16 protein-coding genes are annotated in these 19,318 nt (G+C 66.9%); 8 read left to right on the top strand and 8 right to left on the bottom strand.

Features of this window, described 5'->3' with window-relative positions; all coding sequences use genetic code 11:
• Positions 1-153: 153 nt before the first annotated feature.
• Complete coding sequence (locus ABZ260_RS24105; protein ID WP_355621634.1) at positions 154-1,017, top strand: LysR family transcriptional regulator; 864 nt, start codon at positions 154-156, stop codon at positions 1,015-1,017.
• A gap of 264 nt (positions 1,018-1,281) precedes the next feature.
• Here ABZ260_RS24105 and ABZ260_RS24100 read toward each other — a convergent pair whose 3' ends face one another.
• Entirely contained in the window at positions 1,282-1,743 is a 462-nt protein-coding gene (locus tag ABZ260_RS24100; RefSeq protein WP_355621631.1) for a MarR family transcriptional regulator, read from the bottom strand.
• Between the two features lie 79 nt (positions 1,744-1,822).
• On the opposite strand from ABZ260_RS24100, the gene ABZ260_RS24095 reads away from it, so the two are divergent.
• A complete protein-coding gene (locus ABZ260_RS24095) occupies positions 1,823-2,194 on the top strand; it encodes a VOC family protein (RefSeq protein WP_355621628.1) in 372 nt (123 codons plus the stop codon).
• A gap of 406 nt (positions 2,195-2,600) precedes the next feature.
• Here ABZ260_RS24095 and ABZ260_RS24090 read toward each other — a convergent pair whose 3' ends face one another.
• The 4 genes from ABZ260_RS24090 to ABZ260_RS24075 form a co-directional block, all read right to left on the bottom strand.
• Positions 2,601-3,176 carry a MepB family protein gene (locus ABZ260_RS24090; protein WP_355621625.1) on the bottom strand — a complete coding sequence of 192 codons (576 nt, stop codon included), beginning with the start codon at positions 3,174-3,176 and terminating at the stop codon, positions 2,601-2,603.
• Positions 3,177-3,228: 52 nt separating this feature from the next.
• Positions 3,229-3,849 carry a hypothetical protein gene (locus ABZ260_RS24085; protein WP_355621622.1) on the bottom strand — a complete coding sequence of 207 codons (621 nt, stop codon included), beginning with the start codon at positions 3,847-3,849 and terminating at the stop codon, positions 3,229-3,231.
• 67 nt (positions 3,850-3,916) lie between these two features.
• Positions 3,917-4,219, bottom strand: a complete 303-nt coding sequence (locus ABZ260_RS24080; RefSeq protein ID WP_355621619.1) for an ATP-binding protein — start codon at positions 4,217-4,219, stop codon at positions 3,917-3,919.
• Positions 4,200-4,934, bottom strand: coding sequence for an alpha/beta hydrolase (locus tag ABZ260_RS24075; RefSeq protein WP_355621616.1), 735 nt, complete (start codon positions 4,932-4,934; stop codon positions 4,200-4,202). Before ABZ260_RS24075 ends, ABZ260_RS24080 begins: the two co-directional genes overlap by 20 nt.
• A gap of 27 nt (positions 4,935-4,961) precedes the next feature.
• On the opposite strand from ABZ260_RS24075, the gene ABZ260_RS24070 reads away from it, so the two are divergent.
• Positions 4,962-6,074 carry a hypothetical protein gene (locus ABZ260_RS24070; protein WP_355621613.1) on the top strand — a complete coding sequence of 371 codons (1,113 nt, stop codon included), beginning with the start codon at positions 4,962-4,964 and terminating at the stop codon, positions 6,072-6,074.
• Between the two features lie 124 nt (positions 6,075-6,198).
• Entirely contained in the window at positions 6,199-6,873 is a 675-nt protein-coding gene (locus ABZ260_RS24065; RefSeq protein WP_355621610.1) for a hypothetical protein, read from the top strand.
• A 27-nt stretch (positions 6,874-6,900) separates the two neighbouring features.
• On the opposite strand, the gene ABZ260_RS24060 is transcribed toward ABZ260_RS24065, so the two are convergent.
• The gene (locus ABZ260_RS24060) at positions 6,901-7,413 is read right to left on the bottom strand and encodes a DUF4265 domain-containing protein (RefSeq protein WP_355621608.1); all 513 of its coding nucleotides are present in this window, start codon (positions 7,411-7,413) and stop codon (positions 6,901-6,903) included.
• An 11-nt stretch (positions 7,414-7,424) separates the two neighbouring features.
• Entirely contained in the window at positions 7,425-15,020 is a 7,596-nt protein-coding gene (locus ABZ260_RS24055) for a polymorphic toxin-type HINT domain-containing protein (protein ID WP_355621605.1), read from the bottom strand.
• On the opposite strand from ABZ260_RS24055, the gene ABZ260_RS24050 reads away from it, so the two are divergent.
• A complete protein-coding gene (locus ABZ260_RS24050; protein ID WP_355621603.1) occupies positions 15,013-15,303 on the top strand; it encodes a hypothetical protein in 291 nt (96 codons plus the stop codon). The genes ABZ260_RS24055 and ABZ260_RS24050 overlap by 8 nt on opposite strands.
• A 737-nt stretch (positions 15,304-16,040) precedes the next feature.
• Positions 16,041-16,511 carry a flavin reductase family protein gene (locus ABZ260_RS24045; RefSeq protein WP_355621601.1) on the top strand — a complete coding sequence of 157 codons (471 nt, stop codon included), beginning with the start codon at positions 16,041-16,043 and terminating at the stop codon, positions 16,509-16,511.
• Between the two features lie 94 nt (positions 16,512-16,605).
• On the opposite strand, the gene sppA is transcribed toward ABZ260_RS24045, so the two are convergent.
• The gene (gene sppA / locus ABZ260_RS24040; protein WP_355621598.1) at positions 16,606-18,306 is read right to left on the bottom strand and encodes a signal peptide peptidase SppA; all 1,701 of its coding nucleotides are present in this window, start codon (positions 18,304-18,306) and stop codon (positions 16,606-16,608) included.
• 266 nt (positions 18,307-18,572) lie between these two features.
• Here sppA and ABZ260_RS24035 point away from each other — a divergent pair, with 266 nt between their 5' ends.
• Both ABZ260_RS24035 and ABZ260_RS24030 read left to right on the top strand, forming a co-directional pair.
• Positions 18,573-18,893, top strand: coding sequence for a metalloregulator ArsR/SmtB family transcription factor (locus tag ABZ260_RS24035; RefSeq protein ID WP_355621595.1), 321 nt, complete (start codon positions 18,573-18,575; stop codon positions 18,891-18,893).
• Positions 18,890-19,240: a VOC family protein gene (locus tag ABZ260_RS24030; protein WP_355621592.1), complete on the top strand. Its 351-nt coding sequence runs from the start codon at positions 18,890-18,892 to the stop codon at positions 19,238-19,240. The genes ABZ260_RS24035 and ABZ260_RS24030 overlap by 4 nt, the downstream gene beginning before the upstream one ends.
• The last annotated feature ends 78 nt before the right edge of the window (positions 19,241-19,318 follow it).

Raw genomic sequence — 19,318 nt, 5'->3', positions numbered from 1 at the left:
CGTCCGACACCGGCACCGCTTGCCGCCCCCGGCCCCCGGCGCGGACTTCGCTTCGCCCATGCCGTCGATGTTCGCTCGCCGACGGGCGGCGCATCCAATACCGACACGGCGCCCTGTCATACCCGGCAGGTATCACCGGGGTATGCTTTGGCCGTGGACACCTTGGAGACTCGCGAGCTGAGGTACTTCATCGCCGTCGCCGAGGAACTGCACTTCGGCCGCGCCGCCGAGCGCCTCGGCATGGCCCAGCCGCCGCTGTCCCGGGCGATCCAGCAGCTCGAGCGGCGCCTCGGCGTCCGCCTGCTGGAACGCAACCGCCGCGGTGTCGCCCTGACCGGCGCCGGGGAGATGCTGCTGCACGAGGGCCGCGCAGCCCTCGACGCGACCACCGCCGCCGCTCGCCGCACCCGCCGCGCCGGTGCCGCCGACAGCCCGGGCGGCCCCCGCAACCGCCTGGTACTGGCGGTGAAGGCCGGCGCGTCTCACGAGCTGCTGCAGAAGCTCCTCGACGCCTATGCGGCCGAGCCCGACGCCGCCGAGATCGAGGTGCTGCCGAGCGGCACGTGTGAGCAGGGAGAGATGCTGCGCGATGGCCGCGCTGATGTGGCGCTCATGCACGCGCCGTTCAACTCCCTCGCCGGGTTCGACAGCGAGGAACTGATGACCGAGGGGCAGATCGCTATCCTGCCCGCCGGGCACCCCCTCGCCGCGCACAGGACGTTGTCCCTGGCCGACGTCAGCGACATCCCCGATCTTCCGCTCGCCCGCTGGTCCCGCCACGGCACCTACCCACCCGGCCCGGGCCCCGAGATCCACGACCAGACGCAGCTGGCCCAGCTGATCGCCCTCGGACGCACCGTGGCCGTCTTCCCCGACTCCGCCCGCGCCTGGCTATGGGCCGAGCACACCGCCGTCCCCCTGACCGACGCACCCCCCGTCGTCACCCACATCGCCTGGCCCGCGCACAGCCGCTCCCTCGACCTCGCCGGGCTGATCCGCACGGCCACACGGCTATGACCCGCCCTTGCCTTCCATCGCCGCGACACACCGCCTGACAGCCGGCCCCCCTAGAGCTGCCCGGCCTTGCCGTGGAAGATCTTCCGGGCGAGCGCGTGGCGGCCCTCCTGGAGGTCGGCCTGCGCCTTGATCCGGCGCGGTAGCCGGGCTCGTCGGCCAGACGCAGGATGTGCAGGGACTCGGCGATCCGCCCATGGTGGGCGATCGCGTCCCCCAGCGGGGTCGGCCGCCCGGCAAGGGGCGCCCCCGCAAGAGGTCGGCGGGTCATTCCTCCAGGGCCGCCGCGATGTGGTCAAGGTCGGTGAGGAGCACTGCCATGCGTTGCGGCGGGATCGCCTTGACCATGCGCCGTTCGATGGCGTAGACGGCAGCCTGAACCGCGGCGAGGCGTGTGTAGCCCTCCTCGGTGAGGTGGGCGGGCCGGATGCGGCCGTGGTCGGCGGTGGCGGGGCGGGTGATCAGTCCCGCTTCCTGCAGGCCCCGCAGGACGACGTTTCCGGACTGCCGGGTGACGAAGGTCGCGCGGGCGAGGTCGGAGTTCGACATACCGGGGTGCAGGGCCAGGAGTTCGAGAGTGGCGTACTGCGGCACGGTCAGCCCGTGCTCGCGCAAGACCTTGTCCATGGCGCCGCGCAGGGCAGCCTGGGCGCGTTTAAGCAGGTATCCCACATGTTGGGTGACGTCCTTCGCGAGGCGGGGCGGCTCGGCCGGCATGCTCTCCATCATGTCAGTATTTTGACATAGCCGCCTCGGTGTCCTAGCCTCAACAATGTCAAAGTTCTGACATAAAGATCGAGGGATACCCATGCCTGTCACCATCGACGGTCCCGACTTCGTCGCTCTGCAAGTCCGCGACGTGGATGCGGCAGCGGCCTTCTGCGAGCAACACCTGGGCCTGCGTCGGGCCGCGGTTTCGCCGCCGCACGCGGTCGTGTTCGACACCAAGCCGACCCCGTTCGCCATCCGCGAGCTTCTCCCGGGCATCGACCTCGCCGACACGGCACGGCCCGGCCTCGGAGTGGCGCTCTGGTTCCAGACCTCCGACGCTCACAAGCTCCACGACCAGCTCACCGCCGCCGGGATCAAGATCCTCACCCCGATGACGGACAGCCCCTTCGGGCCGGTGTTCTCCTTCGAGGGCCCGGAGGGCTACATGCTCACCGCACACGGAGGCTGACCGCGACCGCCGTCTCCTTCGTCCCGGCCGGGCTCTTCTCGCTCGCCTCCAGCATCCGGTTCCTGGAGGGCTTCACCCCCGCGAGTCACCACCACGCGGCGGACGGGATCCTCCGCCTGACCTTTCCCGCCGCCGACGCGACCTCAGTGGTCGCGGCCACCGTCCGGCAGCACTCGGGAACAGACGGCGGCATCGGCACGGTGCGGGCCGAATTCACCGTGCACCCCGGCACCCCCGCCCTGGCGGAGGATCTTGAGCGCCACAGCTACTGGGAACGCATCTGCTTTGTGCGCGCTCCGCGCCGGCCGGTGCGGAGCGAGAACGTTCGAATAGTACGGAAACGCCTGTCACGGTACTGGACGAGTCATTCCGAATGATTAGAGGTCGTAGGCGATCAGCGATCGTGTCACCCCGGCGGGTGGTAGAGCTCTTGGGCGCGGGCGGAGTCGATGGGGCGGTCCTGGGGCAGGTGCAGGAAGTGGTCCAGCTGCCACGCCTGAGCAGTGCCGGCCTGGCGGTTGGTGGTGGTCACCCAGGGCGGGTAGACGCGGAAGGCTCGTTTCCCACCGGAACCGTTTATTGACACGACACCGCGTTGGCAGAGCGCGTCCACGGGAAAGACGAACTGGCCGAAGTGGTGATGGTCGCGGGTGCTGACGACGAAGAGGTCGACGGGGTCGGTCGCGTCGAAAGGCTGGATGGGCCCGCCCGGGGACCTCTTCCATACGGTGACGAACTGGCCGACCTTGGTGGGGGTCGTCTTGGCTGCGCGGAATCGGATGGCGATTCCGTCAAGGGTGAAGGCGTGGGCGGCGTACGCGGCACCCTCGGTTTCTGGGACCGGCTGCGAGCAGGTGAACCCGCAGGGGTCGTAGACAAGCGCTTTCGCCGCGAGGAGATCTCTGTGGGCCGGAGTGGTGTCCGACCACGGTTTGAATCCGGTGGGATGGAGATGGGGGGAGTACTCGCGGTTCGTCGCCATTCGTGCACCCTGTCACGACTGCTGGGACGGTCGCCGACTCAACTTAACGGCTCTACCCGGTGGAGTCCGGCCAGCAGTGCGCCGAGCGGCCGGAGGCGGAGACGATGGCCGCGCCGTCGAGTTCGACGGTCGTCAGTTCGACGCCGCCCAGTGGCCACTCCACGGCGAACTCGAAGTTCTCGGCCGGGGGCAACGGCCACAGCCACAGCCCGAAGTTGTTGAATCCGAACTCGCCGCCGCGCATGCCGCTGCCCATCGGAAGCCAGGACAGCAGCGGCCCGGACGGCGGATCGCCGGAGGCGCTCTTTGTGCTCTGTGCCCATTCGAGGGTGGTGACCTTCGTGCCGTCGGCGAACCGCACGCCCAGCCGCAACAGCGAGTCCGGTCGGTTGCCGCGCCCGAACGCCTGGGCGATCGGGGCCCCGGCCAGCTGCACGTACCACCAGTCCTCGGCGGGCAGGTCACCCTGCCTGGACGCGATCTCCACATCCAGCATGCAGCCGGTGCTGAAGACCCGGATCGTCGGCAGGAGTACCACGACGTTCGCACTCCGGGCCACCACCCGCTCGACCGCGAGCACCGCTCCGATCTCCTGCGAGGGCGGCGCGGACCACGGCGGGAGCTCAGGGCGGGCGATGGGTTCCTGTTCCGTCGGTACGGGATCGAAGAACATCACTTCACGCTACTTAAAAACCGCCGATGCTGACAGGCATCTTGTCGGCCCGGTCTCTTGTCGCGGCTCATTCGGTCGGGCCGAGTTCGAACCAGATGACGGTTCCGATCGAGTCGCGGTGAAATCCCCAGCGGGTGGCGAGGTCGTTGACGAGCAGGAGCCCTCGGCCGCCGGTGGCGTCCGATCCGGGCTCTCTCGTGCAGGGAATCTCCGAGGCGCCGAGGTCCTGGACGGTGATCAGTACGCCGTGGGGAGGAAGGCCACCGTGACGACGGGTTCCCGTGGCCGCTCGGCCGGTTCCGTCATTTACTCTGGCGTCGAGCGCCCAGGGGTGCGGCTCGGTGGACGGGTCATGCGCCGAGCCAGTCACGCACCCGGTCTGCGAACCAGCCGGGCCGTTGCAGCGGGATGCCGTGCCCGCAGTCCGCCACGATTTCCAGCTCGCTGCCCGGCAGGGCTTCGTGCAGCACGCGGGCCGACTCCCGCATCAGGCCCCGTTCACGCCCGCCGGCGAGGATCAGCGCCTCGCGGGGGAAACGCGACCACGCGGGCGGCGGCGTGAAGCGCAGGTTCTCGCCGACCGCGGCGAGCAGGGTCTGCTTCGAGACGCTCGCGGACGTGCGGATGTAGTCGTCGAGCAGCGGGTCGGGGATGAACAGCTGCTTGGCCTGCAACCTGGCGAACCACCGCTGCCGGGCGAGCCCGGCGGTGGCGCCGAGCAGGCCGAGGGTGAACCCGGCGGCCGCGATGGGCTTGGCCTGCGCGCTGACCACGACCACGCGTTCCACGAGCTCGGGCTGGTGTGCGGCGAGCAGGACCGTCAGCTGCGCGCCCAGGGAGAACCCGGCGACGGAGACGCGACCGCCCACGTCGTGCAGGAGCTTCGTCAAGGCTTCGGCGGTGCGGGCATGGGAGTGATACGTCTCGTCCGCGCTGCGGTCGTGGCCGGGCAGGTCCGGGACGATCACCCGGTGGTCGTGCGCGAGACGTTCCCGCACCGGCTCCCACATCCAACCGGCGACACCGCCACCGTGCAGCAGGAGCACGGGCGGGGCACCGGCGGGACCATACGTCTCGACATGCATATGGAACTGCTCCCGTCGCGTCGGCCGATGACCATGATGCCAGAGGGGGGCCGCCCGGCCGACGGCGCGACCCGTCCGGTGCTGGTGGCGGTCCCAGCACCGGTACGGACGCTGGGCCCGGGATCCACCTGGGGGCTGGAGGACCTCGACTACGCCGCCGCAGACAAGGACCGGGCGGCCGCGCCGACGGCGATCCGCGGCAACGCCCTGGCCGTGGCCACCGGCCCGGCAGCGTTGCATGCGGTGTTCTTCACCGCACGCAACGCCGACACCGCCCGACGCACCTTCCAACTCGGCGAGCGCGGCCACGACACCGACCGCCTCAGCAAGGCGGTCGAGCACCTCGGCCCGACCTACCTGGCAGCCGACTCGGTGGTCTACAACCTCGGCTACGCGGACCTCTCCCTGACCGCCACCAATCGGGTCCGCTGGGCCGGGGAGCAGGCGGGCGGCCCCTGCAACGAGGCCGTGTTCACCTACCTGCAGGTACGCGGCCTGTGGGCCAGCACGTCGTGGAACGACGCGCTCGCCGTGCTTGACAAGGCATGCGCGAACATCGAGGACGACTACACGGCAGGTCAAGCCGAGGTGCTGGCCGTCTGGGGCGGGCTCCAACTACGAGCCGCGATCACCGCGGCGCGGAAGAACGATGCCGACGAGGCCTGGTCACGCCACCGGCTCGCGGCCGAGGCGGTCACCAGGCTTGGTTCGCGCCAGCGCACCAACTACTACGAGCTGTGCACCAGCCAGACCAACGTCGACATCCATGGGGTCGCCGTCGCGGTCGAACTCGACGACGGCCCCCAGGCCGTGAGCCGGGGAAAGACGGTCCGGCTCCCGAAGGGCCTCCAGGCCAACCGCGTCGGATGCCACCATCTCGACTACGCCCGAGGCCTGCTCTGGTGCGGCCACCGCGAGGCCGCCACGGCCGAACTGGAACACGCGGAGAGGGCGGCCCCCTCCTCATCCGCAACCACCCCATGGCCCGCCAGGCCGTACGAACCCTGCTGGACCTTGAGCGCTATAGCTACAGAGAACGCATCCGCCGCCTCGGCGTCCGCATGCACATTCTTTAAAACGTCCGGTCTCCGGTATCCCATGAACCTGGGAATCGAAGAGCTGATCAAGCAGGCCCGGTAGGCCAAGGGGCTTACGCAGGCAAGCCTCGCCGACCGGATCGCCCGGGTGTCCGGGCAGGCCACGATCACTCGCAACGAGGTCTCCCGCTGGGAGCGCGCGGTTGCCCCTGGCCTGGCTGCCATGGTTGAGCATCGTGCTGGACCTCCCGCTGGCGGTGCTCGACCAGGCGGTTGTCCTGTCCCGCGCCAAGCGGCTGGGTGTCACTCCGCCGAGCATGAAGGGCGATCGCCTGACGTTGTTCAGTGACGGCTGGACGCGAGAGAACAATGAGGCGATGGCTGCCGGGCTGGTCGTCGAGAGCGAGGCCATGTCGGAGGAGTCCGCGCTCCGTGTTGCCCATGAGTGGCTGATCGTGGAGCCGCCACAGCTTCATGAGATCCGGGCGGGACGTCGTATCGGTCACTCACTGATCGACAAGATCGAGAACCGGGTTGACCATTTGCGGCACCTCGATGACTACGTGGGCGGCACGGACCTGCACGCGCTCGTCTCCCAGGAGTTGGAGGCCACCGCTACGGTCGCCAGGGAGGCCGCCTACAGCGAAGACGTGGGCCGCCGACTCTTGAAAGCCGTGGGAGAACTCTGTCAGCTCGCGGGATGGATGACCTCTGACGCGGGACTGTACGGTCGCGCTCGTACCTACTACGTCAAAGGCATCCAAGCCGCGCATGTCGCCGGAGATGAGCCGACGGCGGCCAATCTACTGTCCTCGTTGAGCTATCAGATGGCCAACGTGGGAGATCCTCGGGAAGCTGCCATGATGGCTCGTACGGCGGTCAAAGGCGCTGAGCGATTGTAATTCTTTCTTTGAAATCATCGGCAGTTTTTACGGAAACTCTGAAAGCTGGCCGCGATGAAGCCTGGAAATCGCACTTTCCTGAACTCCAATCAATTTGGACCCCTTCATTTCTAGCAACTGCCCTCGTAGATCCCCGTAGTGAGTAGCCGGTGGAATGTCAATCGCCATGTATGACTCAATCCCGCTGGTCTCCCATGAACATCCCGCAGTCGCGAAAGTGTCTTCGATCATTTTTTGAATTGAAAGATCCATGAGGATGATATGTGCAGTTGAATGCCCGGACTCTGCCATGAATTCTTCGAAAACAAGCTCGCGGCGAGCGTGATCCGCGCGAACGCGGATCACATCGCCCCAGGAAATACCTCGGACGAAGAAAGGTGTGTTAAGTACGCGGGCTTCAAATTTAATATCCGTCTTTTCTGTCCATAGGCGTTCCGTTGATACTGGAGGCCATTCTGAAGCTTCTTCTGGAAGGTCGAATGCAACTTTGAAAAGCCGTTCCTTGGATCCTGTCGGATGTCGGGCTTCGTATGCACTCACTTTATATACCTCTAATCGAGGAAGTCTCGCAATTCATCATCCCACTCTTCAAGCGACTTTGTCGATTTGTCGCGATTGCATGTCCTGCAAGCCACGCAACCATTGTGGGCGGAACCGCAACCGCCGCTTGCCCGCGGGATGCGATGATCAATTTGAGCATCGTCCGGCCTCCCGGGGACGGGGGTACCATCGGGCAATCGTGATGGTCTACGCTCAACATCCCGACCACAATATTCGCACTTATAATTACCGCCATTCTTGGCCGCGTTCTCGTCATACACCTTCTGACGTTCAGTGTCTGTGAACTCCAGCCTCGAGCGATGGTCGGGATGGCGATTGCAGTTGTGAACGAGTACGGCTTGGTTACCTGCCAGGACATGGTAAGTGTGGATGTCGTCGACTGTCAGGTTGTGGACGCGTTGGGGGGCGGTCCACTTCTTGATGGCGGTGATCTGGACGTGGGTGCCGGCTGAGGTCTGCAGCCACATGCCGGGCTGGAGTTCGCTGGCGTCGACCCACTCGCGTAGAGAAGGAACCCAGAAGGGGTGTATGTCCGTCGCGGTGATCGGGGCGGTGGTGTTACCTCTGCTGCCGTCGATGTCCACGGTGATCTTGACGAGGTTCTTGGTGCCTTCTCCTGAGATCAGGACGGTGACGGCCCGGGCTTCGGTGCGGCCGGTTTCGGGGTCGGTGGCGAGCACGTACTCGCCGACCTTGACGTCTTCGATCGGTTTTTGGGTTCCGTCGGCCATCAGGACGAGAGTGCCCGCTATGAAGCTATGGCGTCTGCAAGCTTTAGCGGCACCCTTTGCTCCCTTGGCGAGCTTGCTGCCCAGCTTGGCTGCCGTCGCGGCGACTTTCCCGCCGGGGATGAATCCGATCACCCCCATCGCACAGCTGCCCAAGGACGGGTTGGCTGCGCAGTTGAGCGCGTCTCCGATAAAGAAGTCGCACAGGAAAGTACCCGAGCATCCGTCCGCGAGGTTTTGCAGGGTGGATGGAGGCTCCTGGGGATAGATCAGGGTCGTGGGCGAATCAGATGGCGTGTAACCTACCGGCTTTACGGAGCTCGGTTCGCCGCAGTTTCCAGGATTCCACTGCTCGCAAGGAATCCCGCCGCCGCCGTTACCGCCGCCACCACCACCAATGATATCGATTCCGCCGGTACAGCCACCGAAGTTCTCCGGGCGTTCCCGGCCGTAATTACAGTGGAGTTCGTCAGGAGTAGGTGGATTCCGATCTTTGGTTGCGTTGTTCGGATCGTTTATGAAGTCCTTGCTGTTCGGGTCGAAGTCAGGCTTATACGGTGGCTCTACTGGCTTAGGTTTCGGCTTAGGTGCAGGACCGCTGCCGCAGCTATAACAAGGATTACTGCCTCTGGGGGCGCTTCCGGTAGTGCTTGTCGCGCTGGCTTTGCCTCTGGAGGTGCTTCCGGTAGTGCTTGTCGCGCTGGCTTTGCCTCTGGGGGTGCTTCCGGTAGTGCTTGTCGCGCTGTTGCCTACGGGGGCGCCTCCGGCAGTGCCTGACGCGGTGGCTTTGCCAGGCGGCTTCGGGGGATTTTTGTGAAATGTCACATGCGGGCAAAGGGGGTGCCAAGGCCAGAGGCAAAGAGGGAAATGCCCACTGGGATCAATATGGACCAGCGGACTGCCATTGCCATAGGTATATCGGTTCGCTTGGATCGATGGACTCGGCTCAAGGGTCCAGTCGTCGCGGGAGGCGAAAGTGCCGGTGCCGGGCTGGTACCAGCGGGCGTGCATGTTGACCTTGCCGGTGTCCGGGTCGGTGTACTCGCCCTGGTAGCCCAGTGTGCGCTGAGTGCCGGAGCGGTGGGTGACCTCGCCGAACGGGTCGTAGGCGGCCGAGTCGACCAGTGCGGTGCCGGAGAAGGTGCCCACCACGTCGCCATGTAGGTCGGTCATGGTTCCGAGGGCCGGCCCGGCGCCTTCCTGCAGGCTGAGCAGGCCGCCGAAGGGGTCGCGACCGTACTTGGCCAGGGTGCTGCCCGCGCCGTCAGCGACGGCGACGATGTCGTTTTCCAGGCCCGAGTAGGTGAAGCGCTGCTGCTCTGTCCCCTTGGTGCGCGACGTCATCCGGCCCAGCGCGTCGTAGCCGTAGGAGGCATCACCGTCGGAGATCAGACGGTCGAAGGCGTCGAAGGTGAGGTTGCGGGTGACGCCGGCCTTGGTCTCCGATGCCACGGTGCCACGGGGGGTGTAGGTGTAGTCGGTTCCGGCGCCGGAGGTAAGCCGGTTGCGCTCGTCGTAGACGAAGGTCTTGTCCCCGGCCTTGGTGCGGTTACCGGAGTCGTCCCATTCATAGGCGGTGGTGGCGCCGCCGGGGGCGGTCCAGGAGGTGAGGCGTCCGGCGTGGTCATAGCCGTAGGTGTTGGTGCCCGCTCCCGCGGTGCCGGTGGTGGTCTTGGTAGTGAGGTTGTCGTCCTTGTCCCACTCATAGACGATCTTCGACAGCTCGGTGCCGGAACTGTTCTTCAATGTCTGGGAGGTGGGCCGGTCGACGGCGTCGTAGACGTAGGTCTGGGTGTTGACCGGGCTCGCAGAGGTCTTGGTGGTGAGTCGGCCGGCGTCGTCGTAGCCGTAGGTCCAGGTGCGTCCGGTCACCGGGTCGCCGGCGGTCTTCAGTTGGCTGGCGTTGTCCCAGGTGTAGTTCGCTGTGCCGGTGGCGTCGATGCGCTGGGTGGGGTTGCCTAGGGCGTCGTAGGTGTAGGCAGCGATCTGATTGGTCGCCTTGGATGCCTTGGTCAGCAGGCTGCGGTCGTTGTACTCCAAGGTGTAGTCGCCGATTGCGGTCACTCGGCCCGCTTGGTCGTAGGTGACGTTGCGCTCGGGGGTGGCCACTGATGCACCGCTGCCGGTCTCCTTCACCATCTGGCCGAGCGGGTCGAACTGTCGGTCGATACGCACTCCGCCCGGCTGCAGCGTGGAGACGGCATTGCCCGCCGCGTCGTAGATGGTGGTCCAGGTCCGGTCGGCCGCGCCGGGGTGGGTCGTGGTCGGTGGCTCGATGACCGATTCGACCAGGCCGAGGGTGTTGTAGCTGGTCCAGGTCGCGTTGCCGCGGCCATCGGTGGTACGGGTGCGCGCGCCGGTGGCGTCGTAGCCGAACGTCGAGGTGATCGATTTGCTGGCGGAGACCGGCTCGATCAACGCGGTCATTCGGCCCAGCGCGTCGAACTGCCGCTGGGTGACGTGCCCTTCGGCGGAGGTGGTGCTGGTCGGGTTGCCGGCCGGGTCGTAGCCGAAGCCGAACGTGCGCACGACGCTTTCGGTGCTTCCGGTTCTGCTCAGGTCCTTGGCCGCGGTCTTACGACCGGCCAGGTCATAGGTGGCCTCGGTGGCGTTACCCAGCGGGTCAGTCACCTTGGCGGTTCGGCCCAGGAAGTCGTATCCGATGGCGGATGTTTTGTTGAGCGGGTCGGTGATGGCGGTGACCTGCCCGGCGGCATTGACCGTGTAGCTGGTGGTCTTGTTACCCGGTGCGACGCTCTTGGTGAGGTTGCCCGCGGTGTCGTAGGTCAGCGTGGTGGTGTGCGCGGCGGTGGTGGGCCTGCGCTCGATCTGGGTGTTGGTGATTCTGCGGCCGAGATCATCGTAGGTGGCTTCTCTGCGCGCGCCGGTGGGGTCGATGACCGCGAGCGGCTCGCCCAGCAGGTCGTACTCCGAAACCCATGTACCGCCGGGCCCGGACGGACCCGGGTCGGTCACCCGGACCTGACGACCCAGCGCATCGTATTCGGCTGAGGTGACATGGCCTCGCTGGTCGGTGAAGCTGGTCATCTGGCCGGCGGCGTCGTAGCCGTAGCTGACCTTGGGAGTCAGCGAGCTGCCGCCCGGCGGGGTGTAGGACGGCAAGGTGGTTGAGGTCAGGCGGCTGGCCCTGTCGAACGTCGAGGTGACGGCCCGCCCCTCGGCATCGACGTTCTGGGTCAGGAGCCCGGCGCTGTCGTAGCCGTATCTCACCGTGGGTCGCTCGTTGGTGGCGGATCCGGCCTTGTCGATCTTCACCTGCGGGGACTTCTCCTCCACGAGTTGCCCGGCGAGGTCGTAGCGCATTGTGGTGGTGAAGTCCGCAGGCGTGGCGCCGGAGGCGTTGCCCCGCGGGTCGGTCGCCTCGGTGACCAGGCCGCGGTCGTCGTAGGACCAGGTGGAGACCAGATCGTCGGCGCCGTTCTCCACGGTCTGGCGGGTCACCTGCCCCAGGGCGTTGTAGGCGTAGAGAGTGGATTCCACTCTGGTGCTGCCCGCACCGGTGAAGTCCTCTTTGGTGACGTTGCCGACAGCGTCATAGGTGTAGGCGGTCTTGCGTTTGAGCGTGGCGGGATCGAACGTGGTGGAGGTCAGGCGCCCCGCCGCGTCGTAGACATGGTCCTCGGTGGCCTTGCCGCCGCCGGTCACCTGCTTGGTGAGGTTGCCGGCCGCATCATAGGTGTTGGCCTCCAGCACCACGTCCGTTGTGGTGGTGGAGCCGTTCAGTCGGACGTCGTCACCGATCACCTCCGACAGGCGGTTGTTGGTGAAGTAGGTGTAAGAGGTTTTGCGACCCATCGCGTCGGCCTCACCTGCCAGACGGCCTGCAGGGTCATAGGAGAAGGACTCCAGCACCACATCTTGCGCGGCCTGAGGCGCGACCGGGCTGCCGGTCCAGTTCTTGATCGTTGTGGAGGCCAGTTCACCACGCTTGGTGTAGGCGTAGGTGTAGACCGTCCCTTTCTCGTCGGTGATGCTGGCGCGGGTTCCATCTGTGTTCCAGGTGACACTGGCCACGGCACCTTCCGGGCCGGTGACCGTTTCCACCCGGCCGGCGGAGTTGTAGGTGTAACTGATCTTCCGGTCGGGATCACCACCGGTCAGATCCACGGCCGTCTCGGTGAGTTTGTTGCCGTCGGTGTCGTAGGCATAACGGGTCTGCCTGGTGTGCGTCACATTGGTGATCTCGTTTTTCACTCCGGCACCGGTATGGGTGAGCACCCGGCCCAGCCCGTCATAGGTGGAGGTCGTGACCACCCCGTCGGGGTGGGCCTGCGAGATCTCCGTGCGCGAGGTCACCCGCCCCAGTGCGTCATGAGCGAACTGGATTTTCAATCCTGACGGGCTGGTCTGCTCGGCCAGGTCCCCTGCGGCGGTGTAGCGGTAGGTCGTCTCGTTGTCCTTGGAATCCTTGGCCGACTTGCGCAGGCCCGCCGGGGTGGTGCCGCCACCGACGGCGGGTTCGGTGCCGTCGGTGTAGGTGAAGGTCGCCGAGCGTCCACTGGGGAAGTCCGAGGTGGCCGGGGTCGTCACCTTCGCCACGTCACCAAGAGTGGTGTACTCGGTCGTGGTGGCGTAGGTGTTGTCGGTGGCGCCGGCTGAGCGTGCGTCCCGCGACACGGTGAGCTGGTCGTTGCGCGGGTCGAACTCGTCGGCGGTGTTGCGGTAGAACGTCTGACGGGTCGGCTGACAGTTTGTCGCCTCACGGCAGGTCTTGACGGCGGTGACGTTGCCGCGGGCGTCGTTGACCTGTTCGGTGACGTTGTTGTTCGGGTCGGTGACCTTGGCGAGGAATCCGCCGGTGTCGTACTCGTACTTGGTGACCTTGAGAAGCTGGTCGGTCCGGCTGACCGGGCGGTAGCCGCGCCGGGCGTCGTGCGTATAGCCGAGGGTGTTGTTGTTCGGGTCGGTCACCGTGACCGTCGTCAGGCCACCGGTGTCGGCGTGGACCGGCTCACCGAGTTTCCAGGTGCCGCCGTGCTGGTCGACGTGGGTGGCGACCCGGTCGTTGGCCGGGTTGTAGGTGTTGGACATCCACACCCGCCCGGACGGCAGGGTGATCTTGTTCAGTTTGAAGGGCGCTTCGGCTCGGGCGGCGTAGTGGGCGCTGACCTGGGCGGCCGTCAGTGCCCGGTCGTAGACGGCGACCTCGTCGATGAGGCCCTTGAAGCCGAACTCCGCGGGGTTGGAACGGCCCGCCGGGGAGCCGGGCAGCCGCGAGTCGGTGCTGCCGCTGCCGATGACGGTGGAGGCCATCCATTCGCTGTACTCCACTCCCACGTTGGCCGAGCCCGCGGCGGCGCCGTCGACGTACAGCTTGGTGACGCCGCCGGTGGAGGTGATCACCGCGTGGTGCCACTGGCCGTCGTTGACCGCCTGGGGTGAGGTGACCGGGGTGTAGGGAGCCCCTTCGAACGACGCCCTCAGCTGCCCGCGCAGCTTGCCGTCGACCCCGACGTAAAGACCCGGGACCCCGTTGAAGGAGGAGGAAGGGGTCCACGTGTTGAATCCGCCCGACCAGAAGATGAAGCCCGAGTCGCTGGTCTTGAACCACGACTCGACCGACACGCTCTTGCCCATCTTCGGAAACAGGCCCCAGTGCTGGATGCCGGAGGAGGTGCCGCTGCCCTGGAAGTTGGCCGATGCGTTCGTGGTGCCGGTCAGCGCGCCTGGCCTGCCGCTTTGCACTCCGGTCTTGAAGTAGGCGCAGCCACTCTGGCCCGTCTCATCGGGAAAGCAGGTGTAGGGGCCGCCCTCAGGGTCGTTGCCGGAGCGGACCTCGCCCATCCGCCAGTAGCCCAGCGGCCGGTCATCGAGCACGCTCGCCCGGTAGCGAGAACCGGTCGCGTAGTCGTAGACGGTGCAGTTGGGAGCCGCCGTCGGTGAGCAGACCTGGCTGAGACGCTGCCCGTCATAGGCGTAGGACCAGGTGAGGGGTTGTCCGTTGACCGGGTCGGTGGCCACGGCCGTGACGTGCTCGCCGGTCCAGGTGAAGGTCAGCGACCGGCCACCGGCCGCGGTGACCTTCGTCAGCTTGCCGCCCGCGTCGTAGAGCAGGTCCTGAGCACGGCCACGCTTGTCGGTCAGCTTGGTCAGGCGCCCTTGGGCGTCGAAGGTGTAGGAGAACGATGACTTGTCCATCAGCCGCCAGCCGCCGCCCTCGGCCGTGGCCAGCGTGACATGGACGCCGGGCGGGGGCTGGAAGAAGACCGGGCTGCCCGCGGTGCCGGGTTTTTCGGCGAAACGGAGCTTGCGGCCATCGGGGTAGGTGACCAGCAGGGTCTGCGGGGTGCCCCCCTCGGGCTGGATCCTCATGTCGAAGCGGGTCGACCAGCCGGGCCCGAACATTCCATCCACCCGGGAGTCCAGGCTGTTGTACGAGCGCGTCACTGACAGGGGCGGCCCTGAGGTGGAGACCGAGGCGTCGGTGAAGGTGGTGGTGTAGTTGCCGGCGAGCTGGTGGAACTCCTGACCGTTGACGCCCCGGTCGGCCAGATGGGAACCGGCCAGGGGCTGGCGGACGCCGGTGACGAAGGTCAGGTCCGACAGGGTGCCGGTCTCCTGGGTGCCGGTGTCGCGGACCGTCACCTCCCAGACGTAGCGTTTGCCCCACGCCAACTTGCCCGCCGGTACCGTCCACGCCGGGCTGATCCAGGAGCGCCACCCCGACAGCGTGCACGTGCCCAAGGTGCCGTTGTCCAGCAGTTGGCAGATCTTGTACTGGTACTCCACCGAGCCGCTGCCGATCCCGGTGTTGTAGCCGTAGGCGTTCAGCTCCGGGGTGAGGGTGTCCACCTGAGATTGATCATCGGGGGAGTAGGCCACCACCCACATGCTCATCAAGGACAGCGTGTTGCGAGCCTCCGGTGCGAGAACTCCCGACCCGGCTCTGTTCGACGACGACTGGACGATCTTCTTCTCGGCCGGTTTGAAGTCCCTGACATCAACCGATGAACCGCCCTCCAGTGACCGCAATGTCCCCGAAGGCTTCTTCTCGCCTTTGCCGCCGTCATCGGGTGGGGAATCTCCGGTCACGGTCGTCGCCGTGGCCGCGGAATCAACCAGCGATGGAAATCCCGCCGCAGAGCCGGTCAACTGCTCGGGCGTATCGGGAGAGCCCTGAAAAAGTGCGGGCGGCTGCACTTTGGCGGACACCGGAACCGCCTGGAACAGCAACAGGCCCGGGGTCACGGCCACGGTGGCGGCAACCGCCATCCAGGTACGCACGCCTGCGGAAAACGTCCACGACAAACTCCGGCGCATACGCCGTCATCCTCCGAACACGTCAGCGCGAGAACGAATGTCCTCGCGTTATCTCGGCCCGTCAGGGAGCCCGGACAAGACCGGAGCTGACGGTTCAGAGTGCATCAGGTATGAGCAAACGATCAGAAACTACATATAGATCACTTAAATCCGCAAGATCTACATAAGGAAGAAATAAAGGACGTTACGGTCAGGTTTGAGAAGATGAGATGTCGAATGCGTGAGCGATATGTGACGCATGGTTGTGGAGTGGTGCGATAAAAACGACAACGCAGGAGGAAGCCGTAATCACCTTCGGTTGTCTCGCACGGTTCACCTTCGAGGGATTTTCTTAAAAGACCAGCTCACGCGCGGTGAGAAGTGGTGGTATCCATGAGGAACAGCGGCTAAGACCTGGTTTCGGACATCCGCTGATGATGAGGGCATCGCTCCATCAGTGACCGGGTGCGATGGGGAGATCCTGGCCGGAAGCGGTCATGATCGAACCCGTCCGGTGCCGTCGCTGTCCTGCCTGGCGAAACCCTGATCGGTCCCGCGCGACCACGGCCTTGCCGGGCGGATGCTCCGCCTCCGCCCGGCTCCGGGATGATGGGCGCCATGAACGAGTTCGTCGAGTCCATGGCCCAGGTGGTGACCGGGGTGACGGTCGTCACGGTGAAGGACGAGCGGGACGATGTGGGGGTCACGGTCGGCACGTTCACCTCGATCTCGCTGGACCCGCCGCTGGTGATGGTGAGCCTGGACAACGCCGGATACCTCAACGAACTGCTGCTCCGGCACGACCGCTGGGCCGCCAGCGTGCTGTCGGCCGGGCAGAAGACGGTCGCCAGCCGGTTCGCCACCGCGGGCCGTCCCGGTGCCAGGCTGCTGCTCGCGGGCATGCCGCATCACCGGGGTGAGCTGAGCGGGGCCCTCATCGTGGACGGCGGCGTCACCGCGCTGGAGGCCGAGACGGTCAAGGTCGTCCCGGCCGGGGACCACACCCTCTTCGTCGCCAAGGTCCTCGGGGTCGACTACGTCGACGCGTCCGTTCTGCCGCTGTCGCGCTACCGGAGTCGCTACCGCTGACCCGGCGGGCCGCGCGTCCCTCCGTGCGGGAAACTCCCGTACGGGCAAGAGCCGCCGCGTTCGGACGCGGCGGCTTACTCAGCAGAAAACGCGGTCAGCGGATCGTCCACGAGCCCGGCAGGATGAGCGGTCCGTACGAGGGCAGGCCCAGCTCGCCCGCGAGATGGGCGAGGGGGCCCCATGCCTCCACGCGGACCTGAGCCAGCGCGGCGGCCTTGTCCTCGCTGGACTCCGCGGGGCGCAGCCGCTCCAGCGGGTTGAGCCTGGGGTAGGCGCGCACCGGGGCGTCGGCGGGCAGGCCGGCCTTCCTGCGGGCCACGGCCAGGGCGTCCTCCAGACCGCCGAGCTCGTCGACGAGCCCGTTCTTCAGGGCGTCGGCCCCGGTCCAGACCCGGCCCTTGGCCAGCTCGTGGGCGCGCTCGCGGGTCAGGCCGCGCCCCTCGGCGACCTTGTTCACGAAGTCGTCGTAGACCCGGTCGAGCCAGGCGTTGATCCGCGCCCACTGCGCCTCGGAGAAGGCGTTCGTGGGGGAGAACATCCCGGAGTTGGCACCCTCGCCGACGATCTCCGAGGTGACGCCGATCTTCTCCAGCAGGCCGCCGATGACCGCCTTGCCGCCGAACACGCCGATGGAGCCGGTGAGCGTGCCCGGCTGGGCCACGATGACGTCGGCGGCCATCGAGACCATGTATCCGCCGGAGGCGGCCAGGTCGCCCATCGAGATCACGATGGGCTTGCCGGCCTTGCGGGTGAGCACCACCTCGCGCCAGATGGCGTCGGAGGCCACGTACGAGCCGCCGGGGCTGTCGACCCGGAAGACGACCGCCTTGACGCTGTCGTCGCGGCGGGCGGCGCGCAGTGCCGCGCAGACGGTGTCGGAACCCATCGCGCCGCCGCCGCCCATCGGGCTGCGGCCGCTGCGGCCGAGCCGGATCGCGCCGTTGCCGCGGACCAGCGCGACGGCCTGCTCGCCCGGGTGCGGGAGCTTCTTCGCGGTCAGCGCCTTGGCGTAGCGGCCGACGTACAGCAGCAGCGCGTTCTCGCCGACATCGCGCTTGACCTCGTCGTAGACCTCGTCGCGGTAGGCCATCCGGTCGACGAGCCCGGCCTCGACGGCCTCGGCGCCGATGAACGGGCCCTGGTCGATCAGCTCGCGTACCCTGGCGGGCTCCAGCCCGCGCCCCTCGGCGACGCCCGCCACGACCTGCTCGGTGACCGACTCGGTGATGCGGCCCATCGACTCGCGGTGGGCGTCGGTCATGTGGTCCTGGGTGAAGGTGTTGGCGGCCGTCTTGTACTCGTGCCGCTGGCCGAGCTGGTACTCGACGCCGAGCTTGCCCAGCGCGCCGCGCAGGAAGCGCTGCTCCATCGCGACGCCGGTGAGCCCGACGTCGCCGGACGGCTGGAGGTAGACCCGCTCGAAGGCGCTGGCCAGGTAGTAGGGGACGGTGCCGCCGCTGAACTCGCCGAAGCTCTCGGCGAACGCGACGGTCAGCTTGCCCGAGGCCCGGAAGAGGGCGACGGCCTGGCGGAGCTCCTGGACGACCGCGAGCCCCGGCGACTGGGTGCCGATCTTGACGATCAGGGCCTTGACCCGGTCGTCCTTCCTGGCGCGCTTGAGCCCGGCCAGCACGTCGGCCAGGCTCGTCTTGCGCATCGCGAGGAGGGCGCCCAGCGGATCCGCCGGGGCGCCGTCGGTCAGGCCCTCGGTGAGGTCGAGTTCAAGGACCAGTGGAGCGGTACGCCGCTGCTTGAACCGGTCGACGGTATCGATGATCACCTTGGTCGCGTCCATGCCCTTCACCCTAAGCGACACATACCGGGCTTATGCGGATCGGCGTAGGTTCGTCGGCTTTCCGGGTAGGCGGGGCGGTGAGGCCCGCCGGTGTCCCGCTTTCACCGGGCTCGCCGGACGTTCGGCTGCCTGCCGGGTACGCGGTGGGCGCTCTCTCGTCGGCGGTGCCGGGGATGCGCGGTGTGGCGAGGTTCACCCGCCTGACGGGGCGACGCGTGTGACCGGCCACTTGCTATTTCGGAATAATCCGAAATAACATCGCCGTCGTGACTGAGCCGGATGATCTCGACGAACTCCTGCGCGCCGTGGCCGGCAGACACCGTCGGCGCATCCTCTTCGAGGTCTGGGAGCGTGAGCGTGGTGCGGGAGAACTGGCCGACCGGCTCGGCCTGGCCCCGGCCAGTGTTTCGGAGCACCTGAAGGTGCTGCGCAAGACCGGCTTGGTCACGATGAGGGTCAACCGGACGTATCGGCTCTACCGGGCCTGCCCTGAACGGCTTCACCAGCTCGCCGATCTGCTCGTGCAGGCTTTTCCGGTCACCGTCCGAGCCCAGGACAGCGAAGAGACCCAGGAGGACACGACATGAACGAGCAGACTGTGCGCCCGGCGAACGCGGTGGCGCATTTCGACATCGGCGGCCCGGACGACGCGGGCCTGCACCGCTTCTACGGCGATCTGCTGGACTGGCAGATCAACCGCAAGGGGCCGGGATATGCGCTGGTGCAGACGCCCGGTGGGCTGGGCGGGGCGATCGTCGAAACCGAACAGGCCGGTGTCACCCTGGGCGTGGTGGTCCCGGACCTTGAGCAGGCGGTCCGCCGCGCGGCCGAACTGGGCGGCGCGGTCACCATGCCGCCGACCGACAACGGCTGGGTGGTCAAGGCACAGGTCAAGGACCCGGCCGGCAACGTTCTCACCCTCATCCAGGCATGAGCGGCGGCTGATCATGTGTTCCACCTGGTCGCGTTAGACGTCTTGTGCGGCTTCTCCAGGCCCTGCACGTGGATCGCA

Origin of the sequence: Streptosporangium sp. NPDC006013, from assembly GCF_040614275.1 — a bacterium.
GTDB lineage: Bacteria > Actinomycetota > Actinomycetes > Streptosporangiales > Streptosporangiaceae > Streptosporangium.
The sequence above is the reverse complement of the archived record's forward strand: the minus strand, read 5'-3'. Positions and strand labels throughout refer to the sequence as shown.